This is a genomic window from Nonomuraea zeae, from assembly GCF_005889725.1.
In the GTDB taxonomy this organism is placed as follows: domain Bacteria; phylum Actinomycetota; class Actinomycetes; order Streptosporangiales; family Streptosporangiaceae; genus Nonomuraea; species Nonomuraea zeae.
The window spans coordinates 1-16,024 of record NZ_VCKX01000044.1; the positions used below are offsets into that span (position 1 = coordinate 1).

Consider the following 16,024-nt stretch of genomic DNA (forward strand, 5'->3'; position numbering starts at 1 on the left):
GCGCGGGGCTGTGGGGGGTGCTGAAGGCGCCGGCAGGGGGTTCCCGGGGTTGGGATCAGCAGGCGCAGGCGATGCCCGACACCGGCGCCGTGAGCGCGTCCACCGGATGCCGGGTGACCGTGCCGGCGCCGGTCTCCACGGGAAAGCCCTCTCTGGCCCAGTACTCGAAGCCGCCGATCATCTCCTTCACCCGGTAACCGAGCCTGGCGAACTCCAGGGCGGCCCGGGTCGCGCCGTTGCAGCCGGGGCCCCAGCAGTAGGTGACGACGGTGGCCTCCCCCGGGATCAGGCCGGCGGCCCTGGCCCCGATCTCGGCGGTCGGCAGGTGGAGCGCGCCCTCGACGTGGCCCTGGTCCCAGCTCTCCTTGCTGCGCGAGTCGACGACGACGAGCCCGGGGACGGCGGCGGCCAGGTCGGCGGCCACGTCGGAGACGTCGGTCTCGAAGGACAGCCGGGCGGCGAAGTGGGCCAGGGCGGCGGCGTTGCCTGCGGGCGAGACTGCGGTGACTGCGGACATGGGCCTGGTGCTCCTGTCTTGGCGGGCGTTGCTCGGTGGACTCGATGGCCTGACCGATCCTGCCAACCGCCCAGAAGACCCCGGAAGTGGCGCGAAAGCCGACTGTCGATAATATCCCGCCAAGTTCCAATGTCCGATACCCGCCGGAAATCGTCGGACCCAGCCTGTATCGTCCATTAGCCATGAGGGCAAACACTACTGACAGCCGTGCTCCACTCCTGGTCTGGAGCGCGTTGGCCATCGTCTATGTGGTGTGGGGCTCGACCTATCTCGGGATCGGGATCGCGATCGAGTCGATACCTCCCGTGCTCAGCGCCGCGATGCGCTTCGTCACCGCCGCCGCGCTGCTGTCCGGGTTCCTGCTCGTGCGGTCGGGTCCGGCCGCCTTCAAGGTGTCGCGCAAGCAGTTCCTCGGCGCGGCCCTCGTGGGCGTCCTGCTGCTGACCACCGGCAACGGGATGCTGGCGGTGGCCGAGCAGTACATCTCCACCGGCCTGGCGGCGCTCCTGGTGGCCTCGGTCCCGCTGTGGCTGGTCGTGTTCAGGTTCGTCGTGCGCGACCGCCCCAAGATCCTCACGCTGGCGGGCGTGCTGGTCGGGCTCGGCGGCGTCGCGGCCCTGTCCCTGACCGGCGCCGAGGGCGGCAGCAGCGTCGGGATCGTGGTGGTGCTGCTGGCCTCGGTGTCGTGGGCCGTGGGCTCGTTCCTGTCGAGCCGGATCGAGATGCCCGCCAACGCGCTGGCCACCAGCGCCATCGAGATGTTCGTGGGCGGCGCCGGGCTGCTGGTGCTCGGCCTGGGCTCCGGCGAGCGGCTCGACCTGTCGGCCGTGACCACCAGGTCCTGGCTGGCGCTGGCCTACCTGGTCCTGGTGGGGTCACTGATCGGCTTCACCGCGTTCTCGTGGCTGCTCGGCAACGCCCCCATCTCGCTGGTGTCCACCTACGCCTACGTCAACCCGGCCGTGGCCGTCGCGCTCGGCGCGCTCGTGCTGCACGAGCCGATCACGACTCAGGTCGTCGTCGGCGGCCTCGTCATCCTGGCCGGCGTGGCGCTGGTGATCTCAACCGAGCGGAAGGGACCGCAACGCGTCCTCGAAGACGTCGACGGTGGCGGCGACGTCGGCCTCGGTGTGAGCGGTGGACAGGAACCACAGCCCGCGCGGCACCATGTTGACCCCGCGGTCGAGCAGCGCGGCGTGTAGGCGGCCCATCATGGCGCGGTCGGTCCTGGCGAAGTCGCGGTAGTCACGCACGGCGGGCGCGTCGGTGAAGTACGTCTGGAAGACCGGCCCCGGCCCGTCCACCAGCATCGGCACTCCCGCCTTGGCCGCCGCCTCGCGCAGACCGGTCATGAGCTGCCGGCCCCGGGCGTAGAGGGTGCCGTAGACCTCCTCGCGCTGCTCGTCCAGGATGCGCAGGGTGGCCTCGGCGGCGGCGATGCCCACGGGCTGGGAGTTGAACGTCCCCGCGTGCGCGACCCGGCCCGAGGAGATCGCGTCCATCACGGCCGCCCGGCCCGCCAGCGCGGACACCTGCATACCGCCCGCCATCGCCTTGCCGAAGACCGACAGGTCGGGGCTGACGCCGAGGTACTCCTGCGCGCCGCCAGGAGCGAGCCGGAAGCCCGTGATGATCTCGTCGAAGATCAGCAGGCTGCCGTGGCGGTCGCACAGCTCGCGCACCGCCTGGAGATAGCCGGGGTCGGGCTCGATGGCGCCGGTGTTGCAGAGCACCGGCTCGGTGACGACGGCCGCGATCTGGCCCGCGTGCTCGTCCATGATCCGGGCGAGCGCGTCCAGGTCGTTCCAGGGGCAGATCACCAGGTCGGCGGCCGGCGGCTGGCCCGCGGTGCCGGGGACGGGGCGCGGGTGGTCCTGCGGGCCCGCGTCGTCCAGGGACGGGTGCACGCTGTAGAGGACCGGGTCGAGCCAGCCGTGGTAGTGGCCCTCGAACTTGAGGATCTTGGGACGGCCCGTGAAGCCGCGCGCCAGGCGCCAGGCGGCGTGCGCGGCCTCCGAGCCGACGGTGTTGAAGCGGACGCGCTCGGCCGAGGGCACCATCGCGCACAACCGCTCGGCGACGCGGGCCTCGGCGGCGTGCTGGGCGGAGTAGACGATGCCCCTGGCCACCTGCGCGGAGACGGCCTCCACCACGGCGGGCGGGCAGTGGCCGAGCAGCGCGGGGCCCTGGCCGAGCACGTAGTCGAGATAGGTGTTGCCGTCGACGTCCCAGAGCCGGGCCCCCGACGCCCTGTCCACGTAGAGCGGCACGCCGGCGGTCCTGCGGGCGTCGCTGGAGACGCCACCTGCGATGTAACGCTGGGCGGTGGTGTAGAGGTCGCGGCTGACGTCCAGAGTCCGGGTCATGCCGACCATCAAACGGTGACAGGCAGCCCGGCCACAAGAAAGAGCGCAAGAAGCGGGTCGTAAGCGCAAATATCGGTGCTTGTGGAGGTCACAGGGCCTTGATGGGCTTATGGACATGTTTCTTGGACGCATTCGGCGCACACCCGCCGGCCCTGTCGAACTGGTGGCCCTGCGCGCGGCCGGCGAGCTGGTGAGCCTGGCCGGCCTCGGCTCAGCACTCGGCCCGGGCCGCGGCTCCAACTCCGGATCCAACCCTGGATCCGACCCCGGATCGGATCCGGTGGCGGCGCTGGACTCGTACGGGCTCGACCGCCTGACCGAACTCGTGGCCGGGCTCGACGGCCCCACCCTGGACGAGAACGCGGTGATCTTCGAGCCGCCGGTGGCCACCTGCACGAAGATCTGCTGCCTGGCGCTGAACTACCAGGAGCACGCGGACGAGAGCGGGCTGGAGGTGCCGCCGGAGCCGGTGCTGTTCTTCAAGCCGCCGTCCGCGCTCGTGGGCCACAACCAGCCGGTCGTCGCCCCCACCCGCACCCGCCATCTGGAGCACGAGGTGGAGCTGGCGGTGGTCATCGGCAAGGTGACCAGGGACCTGCCGGAGGAGCGGTGGCGCGAGGCCGTCGCCGGATACACCGTGATCAACGACATGACGGCCAGGGACCTGCAGCTGGCCAACATCTCCCGCAACGTGCCGTGGGACCAGTCCAAGGGCTTCGACACCTTCGCGCCCACGGGCCCGTACCTCGCGACGGTGGACGAGGTGCCCGACCCGCAGGAGCTGGAGCTGACCCTGGAGGTGGACGGCGAGATCAGGCAGCGGGCCAACACCAAGCAGATGGTCTTCGGCCTGCCCCGCCTCATCGCCGACCTGTCCGACGGCATGACGCTGATGCCCGGCGACCTCATCGCCACCGGCACCATCGCCGGGATCGCCCCGCTCAAGGACGGCGACACCATGCGGGCCACGGTGGCGGGAATCGGCACACTCGTAAATACGGTCAAATTTCGGTCCGCCTAAAGTAGTGGCATGACCTACGCCGTAGCAGCCCTGGTGGACATCGACGACTTCATGGCCTCCGAGCAGGCCCGGGGCCAGACCTGGGCGCGCCACCAGCTACGGCACGCCGACCAGGCGGTGCGTGCCGCCACGAGCACCCGCATCGACGCGACGTGCCACTCCTTGCCGCCCGAGGAGTGGCTGGTCGTGCTGACGGGCGCCGACCCCGGCGCGCTGATGACCGACGCGCGGGAGCTGGCCGAGGAGCTGCGGGCGCGGATCGTCCGCGAGACGGCGTGGACGGCCACGGTCAGCCTGGGCGCGCCCAGCCTCGGCTCCGGCGCGGCCGAGCGGGCGGCCAGGCAGGTCAACGACTACAAGCTGGTGCTCGGCGGCGACCGGGTGATCGCGCCGCCCGTGGACGAGGGCGCCGCGCCGGCTCCGCATGAGAGCGCCTGGCCGGCGTCGTCGCCGCGCCCGCACGAGAGCACGGCGCTCACGCCTCCGGTACGCATCGAGCAGCAGCTGACCAGGCGGGTACGCGCCGGGGACCGCAACGGCGCGGCGGGGCTGCTGGCCGGGTGGGTCGACAGGTGCGCCCAGGAGCCCGGCGTCGATCCGCGCACGCTGCGCAACTGGCTCATCGGCCAGCTGCTCTTCGTGGTGGACGTGGTCAACCGGGCCCGGCTGGCCGACGGGACGACGGACTGGGTCGAGGCCTGCGCCCGGCTGCCGATCGAGGACATCATCATGGTCGGCGACATCCACGAACGCTCCTACCTGCACATGTGGCTGCGGGAGACGCTGGGCCGGCTGATGCCGCCCGCGCCGCGCCGTGACGTGCTCGCGCTGGCGGAGGCGTACCTGGCGGAGCACTACACCGATCCGGGGCTGCGCCTGGCGACCGTGGCGGCGGCGGTGAACGCCAGCCCGTACTACATCTCGCACCTGTTCGCCGAGGAGCGCCGCACGACGTTCCTGCGCCACGTGACCGGGCTGCGGCTGCGGCACGCCCGCCGGCTGCTCGCCACCTCGGCGCTGCCGGTGGACGTGATCGCCGCGCACACCGGCTACCCGACCGCCAAGGCCCTGCGCGGCGCGTTCCGGCGGCACGTCGGCTGCTCCCCCACCGAATACCGCCGGGCCGGGCTCCGTCCCGAATCATGATCGTTCGCCCCACCTAGACCTGCTGGAGGATTCGTGATCGACCAGAGCGCGTACGCGCCCATCGCCAGAGCGGCCGTGGAGCGGCTGCTCACCGAGGAGCGCGACGCGATCGAACGGGCCGGTGCGCTGGTCTTCGACTCGCTGCGGGCGGACGGGGTGCTCCAGGCGTTCGGCACCGGTCACTCGCGGTCGGTCGCGCTGGAGCTGACCGGCCGGGCGGGCGGGCTGGTGCCGGTCAACCAGCTCGGCCTGCGCGACCTCGCCTACTACGGTGGCACCGCGCCGCGCGACCTGCTCGACCCGAAGATCGAGCGCGAGCCCGGCCTGGCCGAACGCGTCTGGGAGCTGGCCCACATCCGGCCCGGGGACGTTTTCGTGATCATCTCGAACTCCGGCGGCAACGCGGCCATCGTCGAGATGGCCCGTCTCGCGGTGCGGCGCGGGCACGGGCTGATCGCCATCACCTCCCGCGCGCACACCGCCGAGGTGGCGGTCGAGGAGCGGCTGGCGGACCTGGCCCACGTCGTCATCGACAACGGCGCGCCGTACGGTGACGCGGCGATGGCGCTGCCGGGCGGCGGCACGACCGGCGGCGTCTCGACCCTCACCGGCGTGCTGGCCGCGCAGCTCCTGGTCGCCGAGGTCGTCGGCCGGTTCCTCGCCGCCGGGGAGCAGCCGCCCGTCTTCCAGTCGGCCAACACCCCCGGCGGGGACGCGCACAACGCCCGGCTGCTGGAGAGGTACGGGCCGCGCGTACGCCTCGGCGACGCCTGACCGCCAACCCCGTACGGGCCGCGCCTACGCCTGACCGGCTAGCCCCGTACGAGCCGGTAGAGCTGGCGGGGCCGGCCCGCCTGGGCGCCCTTGACCGGAGGCATCGGCCAGGCCAGGCCCTCCTCCGCCAGGCTCTGCAGCACCCGGCGGGCGCTGCGCGGCGAGACCGACAGCACGTCGGCCACGACCTCGGCGTCGACCACCATCGTGTCGCCGTCCTGCAGCCGCTCGACCAGCCGGTCGAGCAGTTTGGCCGCCTTGCTGGCGACGATCGGCTCGCTCTCCTGCCGCCTGCGCCTGCGCACCGGCAGCGACAGCACGGTGCCGTCTCCTCCGACCAGGTACGCGGCGGCGGCCCCGGCGTTGCGCGCCTTCTCCACGGCCGCCAGCGCGTTGGCGTCGGCGTCGCGGGCCGTGCTGCCGAGCCCGATGCCGACCTCGACGGGCACCCCGGCGTCCGAGCTGATGCGGTCCATGAACGGCGCCACCCTGAACCCGTCGGTGGCCTGGCCGAGCGCGCCGACGGTGGCGGTGATGACGTAGCTGTTCTCGTCGCGCGGGACCACGGTGGCGCCCATCAGCCGCGCGTCGGCGAGCAGCGACCGGTGCAGCGACAGCTTCAGCTCCTGCTGCCAGTAGTTGCCCGGGCCGGAGTAGCTGGGCTTGGCCGAGGCGGCGAGCTCGACGATCACGATGGCGATCTGCGCCTCCTCCAGCCTGCTGCCGGTGCCGAGCAGGGCGGCGGTGTTGAGTGCCAGGCGCAGCGTGTGGGAGGTCGGGAGCAGGCGCAGCACGGGCACCTTGGCGGCGGTCAGCTTGTTGGCCACACTCCTTATCGTGGTCAGCGCCGCGGTGGTCGCGCCCTGGCGGTGGAGCTGCTCGTGGAACGCGCTGAAGCCGCGCGCCGACTCCGGCCGGTCGTACTCGGACAGGTGCACGCCCGTGGTGCTCACGCCGATCTCGCCGTAGGCCTCGTCCACGTCGGAGGCGGGCAGCGAGTCGATGCTCACCCTGGCCGGGTCGATCCCGTGGGCGAGCACCCCGCGCAGCAGGCTGGCGTACAGGCTGGCCCCGCTCATCGGCACGTAGGTGGCCGGGACCGGCAGCTCGCCCGCCTGCCTGGCCAGGTCGTGCTGGAGCGGCCCGGTGAACAGGACCACGTCGATGCTGTCGGCGATCCGCGAGAACTTCTCGAAGGTCTCGTGCTCCTCGGCATGCGGCGCGCCGACCAGCCGCCAGTCTGCCGCGGCCGGCAGGTCGGCGCCGATCATCATGATCTGTTCGACGAGATCGTGCGGTCCCACGACCCCGATCGCCACCCTCGACCGCGACTCGGAACGCAGCCGATCCATGATCTTGATCACCCCAGTCCGGATCTCCACTGAAGCAGGCGGGTCATCGTCGCACCGAGCACCTCGGTTTGGTCCCTCTCTGCGAGGCCACTGAAGATTACCCTTCCCAGAGAGATACGAAGATCGATGAACGGAAAGTCGGATCCGTACACCACCCGGCCGCTCCCCACTTCCCGCACCATCCTCGCGATGTCCGGGCCGGTGTTGAAGGACCCGCACACCTCCAGGATCAGCCCTGGCCGCCGCTGCGCCACCTCGATGGCCCGCTCGAACCCGAGCGGGGTCGCGCCGGCGTGGCCCCCGATGATCACCACGTCGGGGTGCTCGGACGCGACCGCGTCCACCTCGTCCAGGTCGTTGTACGGCGAGCCGTCGTAGGTGTGGGTGAGCACCGGGCAGCCCGTGCGCTGCGCGAACTCCCACACGCGAGCGTAGCGCCTGCCGGTGAGCGGATAGTCGTGCAGGTCGGGGTGCAGCTTGATGCCGCCGAACCGCGGATCCGCCGCCCACTTCTCCAGCTCGCCGTCGGGGTCCTGCCAGGGGTTGATCGTCAGGTATCCGGTGAAGCGGTCCGGCGCGCGGTCGACCGCCTCGGCGGTGGCCGCGTTCCCCGCGGCCGCGTCGAGCTGGATCGCCAGGTGGCTGGAGATGACGGCGTGCGCCACGCCGCATCTGTCCATCACCCTGACCATCGCGCCGGGGGACGACTCCGGGATGAAGAACAGGCTGTAGGGGCCGGAGTGGGCGTGCGCGTCGACGATCCTGACGCTGCTCTGCGGGCGCCGCTGCCACAGCGCGGACGTGATCGCGTTCATGCCGCACCCACGGGCAGCAGGCCCTGCAGGGTGCCGGCGCCGATGGCGGCCACGGCTCCGTCGTCGAGCTCCGCCCACAGCAGCCGGGTGACCGCCTCGGCGGGATCCCTGACCGGCGCCCCCGTGCCGAAGACGAGGCGGCGCGCGCCGTAGCGCTCGACGAGCCATTCGAGCCCGCAGTGCGAGGACAGGTTGGCCAGCCCCAGGTACACGTTGGCGGTGCGCGCGAGCACCCCGGCCACCTGCCTGAGCTGGCGGTAACCGATCGCGCCAATCACGATCCGCAGCTCCGGGTGCGCGGTGGCGACCGACTCCACGGCCGGCCAGCCGGTCTGGGCCGCGTCCATGAGCAGCGGCAGCCCGGCTTCGGCGATGGCGGCGAGCATGGCGGCGCAGTCGGCGCCCGCGAGGTCGTAGCCGTGGTCGGCGGGGTAGGCGCGCACGGCGCACACCCCGCTCTCCAGCGCGGCGCGCACGAACTCGGCGGGCGTGCCGGTCTCACCGCAGGTGCCGGGCAGCATCACCCAGCAGGGACGCAGCCTCGGCTGGCCGGAGACCAGGCCGAGCAGCTCCCTGTTGCCCGTCGCGGGGTCGTGCAGCCACGACAGGGTGTGGCTGACCACCGCCTCCGCGATGCCGAAGCGGTCCATCCTGTCCAGCGCCTCCGTGATCGAGCCCGTGCCCACGTCCCTGCGGGGATAGCGGCCGAGCATCGCGTCAGCGTCGATCAGCATGAACCGTCCAATCATGGGGAATCGAGGGGGGCTCGTCCTGGTACGGGAAGATGCCGACGGTGAATCTGCCGTCGGCCCGTCGCAGGCCGAGCGAGTGGATCTCGCCGTACTCGGCGGTCCTGGTGGCCGGGTCCGGGATCCTGGCGGGACCCGTCCCGTGCAGCACCGCGTCGGGCGGCTCCAGGGGCACCACGAGGATGCCCGGGCCCTTGGTGCCGGCGAACCCGCCGTCGCGCTCCACCCACGGCGACAGGCCGTGGATCTGCCAGACCGCGTCCGCGTCGATCGTGTCGGTCACGACCCAGTACGGCTCGTCGCCCTTGACGAACACGATCCTGCGGTCGTGGCGCGCGCTGTAGCCGTGGTGGTGCCCGGCGAAGACGTCGGCCTGCTCGGAGACGGAGAACACGTCGCAGGCGGCGCGGCGGTCCTCGGTGTAGTCCTCGCCCGGCACGAGCAGCGTGTTGTGCGACCGGGTCGCCTGGTACCAGTCGTAGTAGCCCGGGTCGTCGTAGGACGGCGGGCCGCCACCTTCCCAGGCCAGCGGCACGCCCCAGCCCGTCAGCACGAAGTCGAGCGCCGCGTGGTGGCTGTGCGGCTCCAGCTCGTGCCCGACGTACGGGCCGTAGTTGACGACGGTGTGGAAGTGCCCGTGGCGGAAGGTCGCGTAGCCGCTGGCCTCCAGGTTGTGCGAGCCCTCGACCGGCCGCACGCCCTCGGGCCAGATCAGGCCGCTGTCCTGGAGGTGCGGCACCCAGCCGCCCGAGGTGGCGAGGACCGACAGCCAGTGGTGCATGGCCCGGTGGCGGGGGTGCTCCCCGAGCGAGGGCTCCACGGCCACGGCCCGTTCGAGGTTGTCCAGGCACATGAGGTGGTAGCTGGGCGAGCGCTCGTGGTGACCGCCGTCGGCACGCACGTCGCGCTCCAGGTGCTCCAGGACGCGGGCCATGGCGACCTCGGCCCACTGCCCGGCCTCGGGGAGGTCGGCGAGCACCCTGGCGGTGTGCAGCAGCTCGCACGCGTTGACGAACTGCCAGTTGCCGTGGCGGAACTCGTCGTGCTCCTCGGCCGACCACCTGGCGCCGCCGATGACCGTCTTCATCATCCGCAGCCAGCACTCGTCGCTCAGCGCGGGCTCGGCGGCGAAGACGGCCAGCGCCTCGATGACGTACATGGCGCGGGCGCGGACGCCGAGCGAGTACCAGACCACGTCGAGCCCGGGCCAGTCGCCCTCGACCCGGTCGCGGTCGGCGTACCACTGGCTGAACAGGCGGTCCCACTCGGCGGCGTAACGGGGGTCGCCCGTCTCGGCGTAGGCCGTGACCAGCGGGGTCATCCAGCGCAGGTAGTGGAAGCCGTACAGCAGCGAGCGGCCGTGGCCCTTGTCCAGGAAGTCGGCCTCGATCCCGAGCAGGGCGTCCGCGCCCTCCGCGCCGAGCGCCGCGGGGACCGGCCGCCGCCACCGCCAGGCCCTGGCCTCGGCGACGTCGCGCGTGCCGAGCGCGGCGAGGAGGTCCTCGTCGGTGATGTGCCGCATGCGGGTGGGGTGCACATGCGGCGCCTTCTCTACAGACATGGCACCGGTCGTCCCGTACGCGCGGACTCGTGCGCGGCGGCGAGCACGGCGGTCACGTGCCGCGAGCTCTCCACGCTGACCAGCGGCTCGGCGCCGGTGCGGGCGCAGTCCACGAAGTGGTGGATCGCGTCGCGGTAGGCGCCGGCCGGGATGCCGTGCACGACCCGCTGGAGCATGTTGCGCGGGTAGGAGTAGGACTTCTCGGTGGCCAGCTGGATGTTCTCCTTCTGCCGGTCGAGCTGGATGACGCCCGACTCGCCGGCCACCGTGATGTAGCTGTCGACCATGGTCGGGAAGGTGTTCGGGTAGATCCAGGCCGACTCGAAGGTGGCCACGGCGCCGCGGCTGAATCGGGCCTGGATCTGCATCGCGTCCGGGGTGTCGATGCCCATCCCGCGCAGCTTGCCGTGACGGGCGGTGGCGTACACCTCCACCACGTGGTCGTCATAGAGCCACGTCACCAGGTCGATGTCGTGGCTCGACAGGAACCAGGCGCAGGTCGTCTGGTCGGCCCAGCCGATCATCTCGGTGGGCACGTAGATGGTGTCGTCCTTGCGGGCGTAGCCCACGACCGGCTCGCCGACCAGCTCCATCTGCTGCTTGGCCTGCGCGTACGCGGGCACCCAGCGGTGGTTGAACAGGCACATCGCGGTGACGCCCGCCTGCCGGATCGCGGCCACGGAGCGATCGGCGTCCTCGACCGTGGTCGTGAACGGCTTCTCGACCAGGATGTGCACCCCGGCCTCCGCCGCCGCCACCATCACGTCCGCGTGCAGGTGGTCGGGGGTGGTGATCGACACGGCGTCGACGGTGCCGGAGTCCAGCAGCTCGCGGTAGCCGGGGTAGACGGCCGCCTGCGGCGCGGCGTCGAGTGCGCGCCGCGCGACAGCGGTGATCTCGGCGTCCGGGTGGGCGGCCAGGACCTCGGCGTGGCCGCGACCCATGATCCCGGCCCCGACGATCCCTACTCTGAGCTTAGGCAAGTGCGTCATTCCATTGTTTCTCTGCGGCGTCGAGCGCCTCCTTGGCGCTCTTGGATCCCTGGAGGAAGGCCCTGATCTCCTCGGCCAGCGACTCCGCCAGCTCGGTGTCCTTGGGCGTGCCCAGGGGGACGTACTCCAGCTTCGGCAGGCCCTGGACGATCACCTTGCGGGCCACGTCCACCGGCTCGTCACCGGTGACGTCGGCGAAGTAGGCGTCCTTGGTGGAGGAGATCGTCGAGGGGTAGATCGGCACCAGCTTGCAGAAGGCGAGCTGGTTGGCGCCGTTGGTGAAGAACTTGACGAACTCGGCCGCCGCGCGCTGGTGCTTCGACGCCTTGGGGATGGCCACGGTCTGCTGGGCGAGCAGCAGGTATCCGCCGGTCTTGGTCTGCACGGGCTCGGTGACGACCAGGTCCTTGTAGACGTCCGGGGCGTTCTTCTGGACGTTGACCAGCGTCGCCGCCGCCGCGCTCGCCACCATCGCGAGCTGGCCGTTCTCCAGGCTCTGCGGGTAGTTCCTGACGTCCTTGGAGACCGCGCCCGGCGCGATGCCGTGCTTGTCGTAGCTCTGCTTGAACGTGGCCAGCAGCTCGGCGGTCTCCGGCGTGTTGAACGCCGCCTTCTTCTTGTCGGAGCTCAGCAGCTCGATGCCGTAGTAGCGCAGCAGCGAGGCCGCGTTGATGCCGGGGACGTCGTTGCTGCCGTAGACCTTGGTCTCGGCGTAGACCTTGTCCGCCAGGGCGAGGGCCTCGGCGTAGGACTTCGGCGGGGCCTTCTCGTCGAAGCCGGCCTTCGTCACGACGGACTTGCGGTAGATGGCCACGGGAGCGCCGCCGTTGTACCACGGCACGGCGTACAGCTTGCCCGCCACACGCAGCGGCTCGACCAGGTTCGGCTGGAAGTCGGCGAGGTCGGCGGGCTTGATCAGGTCGTCGAGCGGGGCCAGCGACGGAGCGAAGCGGCCGAGATCGGTGGAGGCGATGTTGACCGCGTCGGGGACGTCACCGCTGGCGACGGCCGCGAGCAGCTTGGTCGCGATGTCCTGGCCCGGTACGTCGACCCACTTGATGGTGACCTTGGGGTGTTCCTTCTGGTACTGGGCGATCAGCCCTTCGACGTAGGCGCCGAAGTTCTTCTTCAGGTTGATCGTCCAGAACTCGACCTCGCCCTCGAACGGCTGGTCGTCCGCCACCGCGGACGTGCCACCCGAGGTTCCGGCCACACAGCCGGACGACAGCAGAGCCAGCGCGAGCACGCTCGCGCCTAAGGCCCTTCTCTTCAGCACCGAGAACCTCCACCGGGATTTTGGCCGTCCCTAATAATTCTTTCGGCACCTTGCCACTTGATCCGGGGATGCGTCAAGGATCCCTGGTTGATGGAGTCTTGACGGTCGAGATTTGCCGTCTATAGGCTTCGGCTCACATTCTGGCCAGTCTTTATCAAGGCTATGGACATCACTATTAACCCTGAAGGATGTGAAGTCAGTGGCCGTGAGCCGGATTCCAGGGCAGCGCTGGTACACGCCGTACCTTTTCCCCATACCGGCTCTGGTGCTGTTCGGGGTGTTCTTCGCCTGGCCGGCCGTGACCGCGCTCCAGCTCTCGTTCACCGACTACGACGGTGTCAGCCCGCCCGTCTTCACCGGCCTGGACAACTTCGTCAAGATCCTCGACGACGGCCGGTTCTGGACCGCGCTGCGTAACTCGCTGGTGTTCCTCGTGGGGTTGTTCCCCCTGCTCGTCGTGATCCCGCTGCCGCTGGCGGTGCTGATCAACCAGAAGCTGCCCGGCATCAAGACGTTCCGGATGCTCTACTACCTGCCGGTCGTGACCTCGATGGTCGCGGTCGCGGTGGCCTGGAACTACGTCTTCCACCAGCAGGGCGTCGTCAACTGGCTGCTCACCGGCTTCGGCATCCTGGACGAGCCCATCCAGTATCTCCTCGACCCCGTCTGGGCGCTGCCCGCGCTGATCCTGGTCGAGGGCTGGAAGAACATGGGCGTCTACATGATGATCTACCTCGCGGGCCTCCAGACGATCCCGTCCGACCTCTACGAGGCCGCCAAGATCGACGGCGCCAACGCCTGGCACCGGATGCGGCGCATCACCGTCCCGCTGATGGTCCCCTACATCGCGGTCGCCATCACGATGGCCATGCTCGACGCGATGCAGGCGTTCACCACCGTCTTCGTGATGACCCAGGGCGGCCCCCAGGACGCGACCCTGATGCTCGGCTACTACATCTGGTCCGAGGCGTTCGAGAAGTACGACATGGGCTACGCCAGCGCCGTCGGCCTCGTCCTGTGGATCCTGCTGATCGTGATGGCCCTGCTCAACTACCGGCTCACCAGCGGAAAGAAGGATGGGCGTTGACTCATAGGCTCGCCTGGTGGACCCGCCGCGTCGGCATGTACGTCCTGCTGACCGCGATCGCCCTGGTCTTCGTCGGCCCCTTCCTCATCCTGCTGTCGGCGGCGTTGAAGCCGTCGGGCCAGGCCGTCTTCTCCTTCCCGCCGGACATCATCCCCCGTCCCCCCGTGCTCACCTGGGCCAAGGAGGCGTGGACGGCCATCCCGTTCCCGCGCTACCTGCTCAACTCGGTGTTCCTCGTGGCAGTGATGGTGCCGCTCTACATCCTGGTGTCGGCCCTGTGCGCGTACCCGCTGGCGCAGATGGCCTTCCGCGGCCGGAGCCTGATCTTCTTCGCGATCCTCGCCACCATGTTCATGCCCGGCGAGGTCATGCTGCTGCCGAGGTTCCTGGTCGTGTCCCAGATCGGGATGGCCGACAGCTACCTGGGCGTGATCCTGCCCGGCCTGCTCTCGGCGTTCGGGATCTTCCTGCTCAGGCAGACCTTCGCCGGGGTGCCCCGCGAGGTGGTCGACGCCGCCAGGACCGACGGATGCCATGAGCTGCGCATCTTCTGGCACGTCATGCTGCCCGCGGCCCGGCCCACGCTCGCCATCCTCGGCGTCTTCGGCTTCATCTCGGTCTGGAACAGCTTCATCTGGCCGATGGTCGTGCTGAAGGACTCCTCGCTCTATCCCATCTCGCTGGGGATCGCCTATCTCGCCGGGATCACCGGCACCGACGTCCGCAGCCTGGCGGCCGGGACGATCATCTCGATTCTGCCGGTGGTCGTCTTCTTCATGATCATGCAACGCCACGTCCTGGAAGGCATGCGCGGCGCGGTCAAGAGCTGACGCGCCGCCGGGAAAGGTGAACCAACAGATGTTGACCCGCAGACAGTTCGGCATCGGAGTGCTCGCGACCGGCGCCCTCGCCGCCGCTTCCAGCGAGCCGTACGACTACACCGCGCGAGAGACGTTCGACCTGTTCGACAAGCTCTTCCACGAGAGCGGCGCGGTCGGGCAGCCCACGGACACCAACGAGGCCGGCGGTCTCGGCTGGGGCGCGTCCTACGTGCTGGCCGCCTACGTCCGGATGTACGAGGCCTACCGCGACACCCGTTACCTCGACCGGCTCATCCACAACGCGGACCTGGTGCTGGCCAGCCGCGACTCCGAGCGCGGCGTCACCGACTACCGCGGCCAGTCGCTGCCCGCCTGGCGCAGCCTCAGCTACAGCGCGGGCGGCGTGCGCCTGCTCGACGCGTCGGGGCAGCCGCTCCTGGAGGTGCGCAGCGCGCTGACCAACGTCAACGACGCGGTGGCGGTCATACGGGCGGGCACCTCGGAGGGCCGCTTCACCCTGGAGGTGAACAACCCCGTCAAGGCCAAGGTGTCCACCTTCACCGACCTGACCATGGATCCGGACAGCCCCGACTACGCCGTGAAGCGGATCTTCGACGCCTACCCGTCGCCGACCATGGTGACGGCCAAAGACCTGCGGCCCGCGCCCTCGGGTGCGGCGACGCCGGCGCTGGGGACGTTCAAGCTGGCCGCCGCGCCGGTGATCTTCTCGGTGCACACCGGCATGATCACCTACCCGCTCGCGTCCTTCGCCCGGATCATCCACCAGAACCCGCGCCTGCGCGCCAACGCCCGCTACCGCGCCAAGGCCGCCCAGTACGTCGAGGCGTGCCGGGCCGCCGCGGCCGCGCACGACCCCGAATGGGTGGCCGACGGCTACTACATCTGGCCCAAGGGCATGCCCGTCCCCTACGACGGCGTCGAGCAGCCCATCAACCAGAGCGTCGCGCTCGGCCAGACCTACGCCGAGCTGGCCGCGGCCACCGGCGAGCCGCTCTTCCGCGACCGCACCCGCCGGCTGGCCACCACGTTCGCCCGCGACCTCAAGGTCAACGACAAGGACGCCTTCTACTGGCCGTACTGGCCCGGCTTCGGCAAGCTCTACAGCGGCTACACCAAGGCCGACGGCGTCTCCGAGTGGACCCCGTCCTACGGCTCGCCGCCCAAGGGCGCCCAGCAGGGCGAGGACCTCAGCCATGGCGGGATCGACGTCGAGTTCGCCGCCGTGGCGCACCGGTGGGGCCTCGGCTTCACCGGGCGCGACATGGGCCGCTTCGCCCGCAGCTACACCAAGAACATGGCCACCACCGACAACGGCGTCGCGACGACCTTCCTGCGGGTGGACGGCACCGGCGGCCTGGCCGCCGCCGGGCAGTACCTCCAGGCGCCGCGCTTCATGCCGGTGGCCCAGTGGGACACGGAGCTGTTCACGCACGCGCGGGCCGTCTACGACGACCACGCCGTCCAGTCGCAGTACGGCTCCACGCTGCTGTCGGTCGCCTACCTCAACTGGCAGGCCCGCAAGTAGC

At 70.6% G+C, this 16,024-nt stretch carries 14 protein-coding genes and 1 pseudogene; 7 read left to right on the plus strand and 8 right to left on the minus strand.

The window, feature by feature from the left end; genetic code table 11:
* Window positions 1–55: 55 nt before the first annotated feature.
* Window positions 56–517, minus strand: a complete 462-nt coding sequence (locus ETD85_RS16580; RefSeq protein ID WP_138690609.1) for a rhodanese-like domain-containing protein — start codon at window positions 515–517, stop codon at window positions 56–58.
* A 233-nt stretch (window positions 518–750) separates the two neighbouring features.
* On the opposite strand from ETD85_RS16580, the gene ETD85_RS16585 reads away from it, so the two are divergent.
* Entirely contained in the window at window positions 751–1,719 is a 969-nt protein-coding gene (locus tag ETD85_RS16585) for an EamA family transporter (RefSeq protein ID WP_240779186.1), read from the plus strand.
* On the opposite strand, the pseudogene ETD85_RS16590 reads toward ETD85_RS16585, so the two are convergent.
* A pseudogene (locus tag ETD85_RS16590) lies at window positions 1,654–3,015 on the minus strand (aspartate aminotransferase family protein); the annotation flags it as partial. The gene ETD85_RS16585 and the pseudogene ETD85_RS16590 sit on opposite strands and share 66 nt — an antisense overlap.
* Window positions 3,016–3,046: 31 nt before the next feature.
* Between ETD85_RS16590 and ETD85_RS16595 the strand changes: the two are divergent.
* The 3 genes from ETD85_RS16595 to ETD85_RS16605 are packed head-to-tail and all read left to right on the plus strand — an operon-like array spanning window position 3,047 to window position 5,824.
* The gene (locus ETD85_RS16595; protein ID WP_240779187.1) at window positions 3,047–3,904 is read left to right on the plus strand and encodes a fumarylacetoacetate hydrolase family protein; all 858 of its coding nucleotides are present in this window, start codon (window positions 3,047–3,049) and stop codon (window positions 3,902–3,904) included.
* 9 nt (window positions 3,905–3,913) lie between these two features.
* On the plus strand, window positions 3,914–5,050 hold the full coding sequence (locus ETD85_RS16600) for a helix-turn-helix domain-containing protein (protein WP_138690611.1): 1,137 nt from the start codon (window positions 3,914–3,916) through the stop codon (window positions 5,048–5,050).
* Window positions 5,051–5,083: 33 nt separating this feature from the next.
* Window positions 5,084–5,824, plus strand: coding sequence for a sugar isomerase domain-containing protein (locus tag ETD85_RS16605; protein ID WP_138690612.1), 741 nt, complete (start codon window positions 5,084–5,086; stop codon window positions 5,822–5,824).
* A 38-nt stretch (window positions 5,825–5,862) separates the two neighbouring features.
* Here ETD85_RS16605 and ETD85_RS16610 read toward each other — a convergent pair whose 3' ends face one another.
* From ETD85_RS16610 to ETD85_RS16635, 6 genes are read right to left on the minus strand one after another with little or no spacing between them, the layout of a single operon-like run.
* Window positions 5,863–7,188, minus strand: a complete 1,326-nt coding sequence (locus ETD85_RS16610; RefSeq protein ID WP_170246712.1) for a transcriptional regulator — start codon at window positions 7,186–7,188, stop codon at window positions 5,863–5,865.
* Complete coding sequence (locus tag ETD85_RS16615) at window positions 7,185–7,991, minus strand: amidohydrolase family protein (RefSeq protein WP_138690614.1); 807 nt, start codon at window positions 7,989–7,991, stop codon at window positions 7,185–7,187. The genes ETD85_RS16610 and ETD85_RS16615 overlap by 4 nt, the downstream gene beginning before the upstream one ends.
* Window positions 7,988–8,725 carry an amidohydrolase family protein gene (locus ETD85_RS16620; RefSeq protein WP_240779188.1) on the minus strand — a complete coding sequence of 246 codons (738 nt, stop codon included), beginning with the start codon at window positions 8,723–8,725 and terminating at the stop codon, window positions 7,988–7,990. The genes ETD85_RS16615 and ETD85_RS16620 overlap by 4 nt, the downstream gene beginning before the upstream one ends.
* Entirely contained in the window at window positions 8,709–10,301 is a 1,593-nt protein-coding gene (locus ETD85_RS16625) for a heparinase II/III family protein (protein ID WP_138690616.1), read from the minus strand. The genes ETD85_RS16620 and ETD85_RS16625 overlap by 17 nt, the downstream gene beginning before the upstream one ends.
* Window positions 10,292–11,293, minus strand: a complete 1,002-nt coding sequence (locus ETD85_RS16630; RefSeq protein ID WP_138690617.1) for a Gfo/Idh/MocA family protein — start codon at window positions 11,291–11,293, stop codon at window positions 10,292–10,294. The genes ETD85_RS16625 and ETD85_RS16630 overlap by 10 nt, the downstream gene beginning before the upstream one ends.
* On the minus strand, window positions 11,277–12,569 hold the full coding sequence (locus ETD85_RS16635) for an ABC transporter substrate-binding protein (RefSeq protein ID WP_138690618.1): 1,293 nt from the start codon (window positions 12,567–12,569) through the stop codon (window positions 11,277–11,279). Before ETD85_RS16635 ends, ETD85_RS16630 begins: the two co-directional genes overlap by 17 nt.
* 205 nt (window positions 12,570–12,774) lie before the next feature.
* On the opposite strand from ETD85_RS16635, the gene ETD85_RS16640 reads away from it, so the two are divergent.
* The 3 genes from ETD85_RS16640 to ETD85_RS16650 are packed head-to-tail and all read left to right on the plus strand — an operon-like array spanning window position 12,775 to window position 16,023.
* Window positions 12,775–13,656, plus strand: a complete 882-nt coding sequence (locus tag ETD85_RS16640; protein ID WP_240779189.1) for a carbohydrate ABC transporter permease — start codon at window positions 12,775–12,777, stop codon at window positions 13,654–13,656.
* Complete coding sequence (locus tag ETD85_RS16645) at window positions 13,653–14,486, plus strand: carbohydrate ABC transporter permease (protein ID WP_138690619.1); 834 nt, start codon at window positions 13,653–13,655, stop codon at window positions 14,484–14,486. The genes ETD85_RS16640 and ETD85_RS16645 overlap by 4 nt, the downstream gene beginning before the upstream one ends.
* A gap of 28 nt (window positions 14,487–14,514) precedes the next feature.
* Window positions 14,515–16,023, plus strand: a complete 1,509-nt coding sequence (locus ETD85_RS16650; protein ID WP_138690620.1) for a hypothetical protein — start codon at window positions 14,515–14,517, stop codon at window positions 16,021–16,023.
* The last annotated feature ends 1 nt before the right edge of the window (window position 16,024 follow it).

Bases quoted from the DNA above. Each gene is read 5' to 3' on its own strand.
- ETD85_RS16580 (WP_138690609.1), bottom strand. From the start codon at position 517: ATGTCCGCAGTCACCGCAGTCTCGCCCGCAGGCAACGCCGCCGCCCTG.
- ETD85_RS16600 (WP_138690611.1), top strand. From the start codon at position 3,914: ATGACCTACGCCGTAGCAGCCCTGGTGGACATCGACGACTTCATGGCC.
- ETD85_RS16615 (WP_138690614.1), bottom strand. From the start codon at position 7,991: ATGAACGCGATCACGTCCGCGCTGTGGCAGCGGCGCCCGCAGAGCAGC.
- ETD85_RS16620 (WP_240779188.1), bottom strand. From the start codon at position 8,725: ATGCTGATCGACGCTGACGCGATGCTCGGCCGCTATCCCCGCAGGGAC.
- ETD85_RS16625 (WP_138690616.1), bottom strand. From the start codon at position 10,301: ATGTCTGTAGAGAAGGCGCCGCATGTGCACCCCACCCGCATGCGGCAC.
- ETD85_RS16630 (WP_138690617.1), bottom strand. From the start codon at position 11,293: ATGACGCACTTGCCTAAGCTCAGAGTAGGGATCGTCGGGGCCGGGATC.
- ETD85_RS16650 (WP_138690620.1), top strand. From the start codon at position 14,515: ATGTTGACCCGCAGACAGTTCGGCATCGGAGTGCTCGCGACCGGCGCC.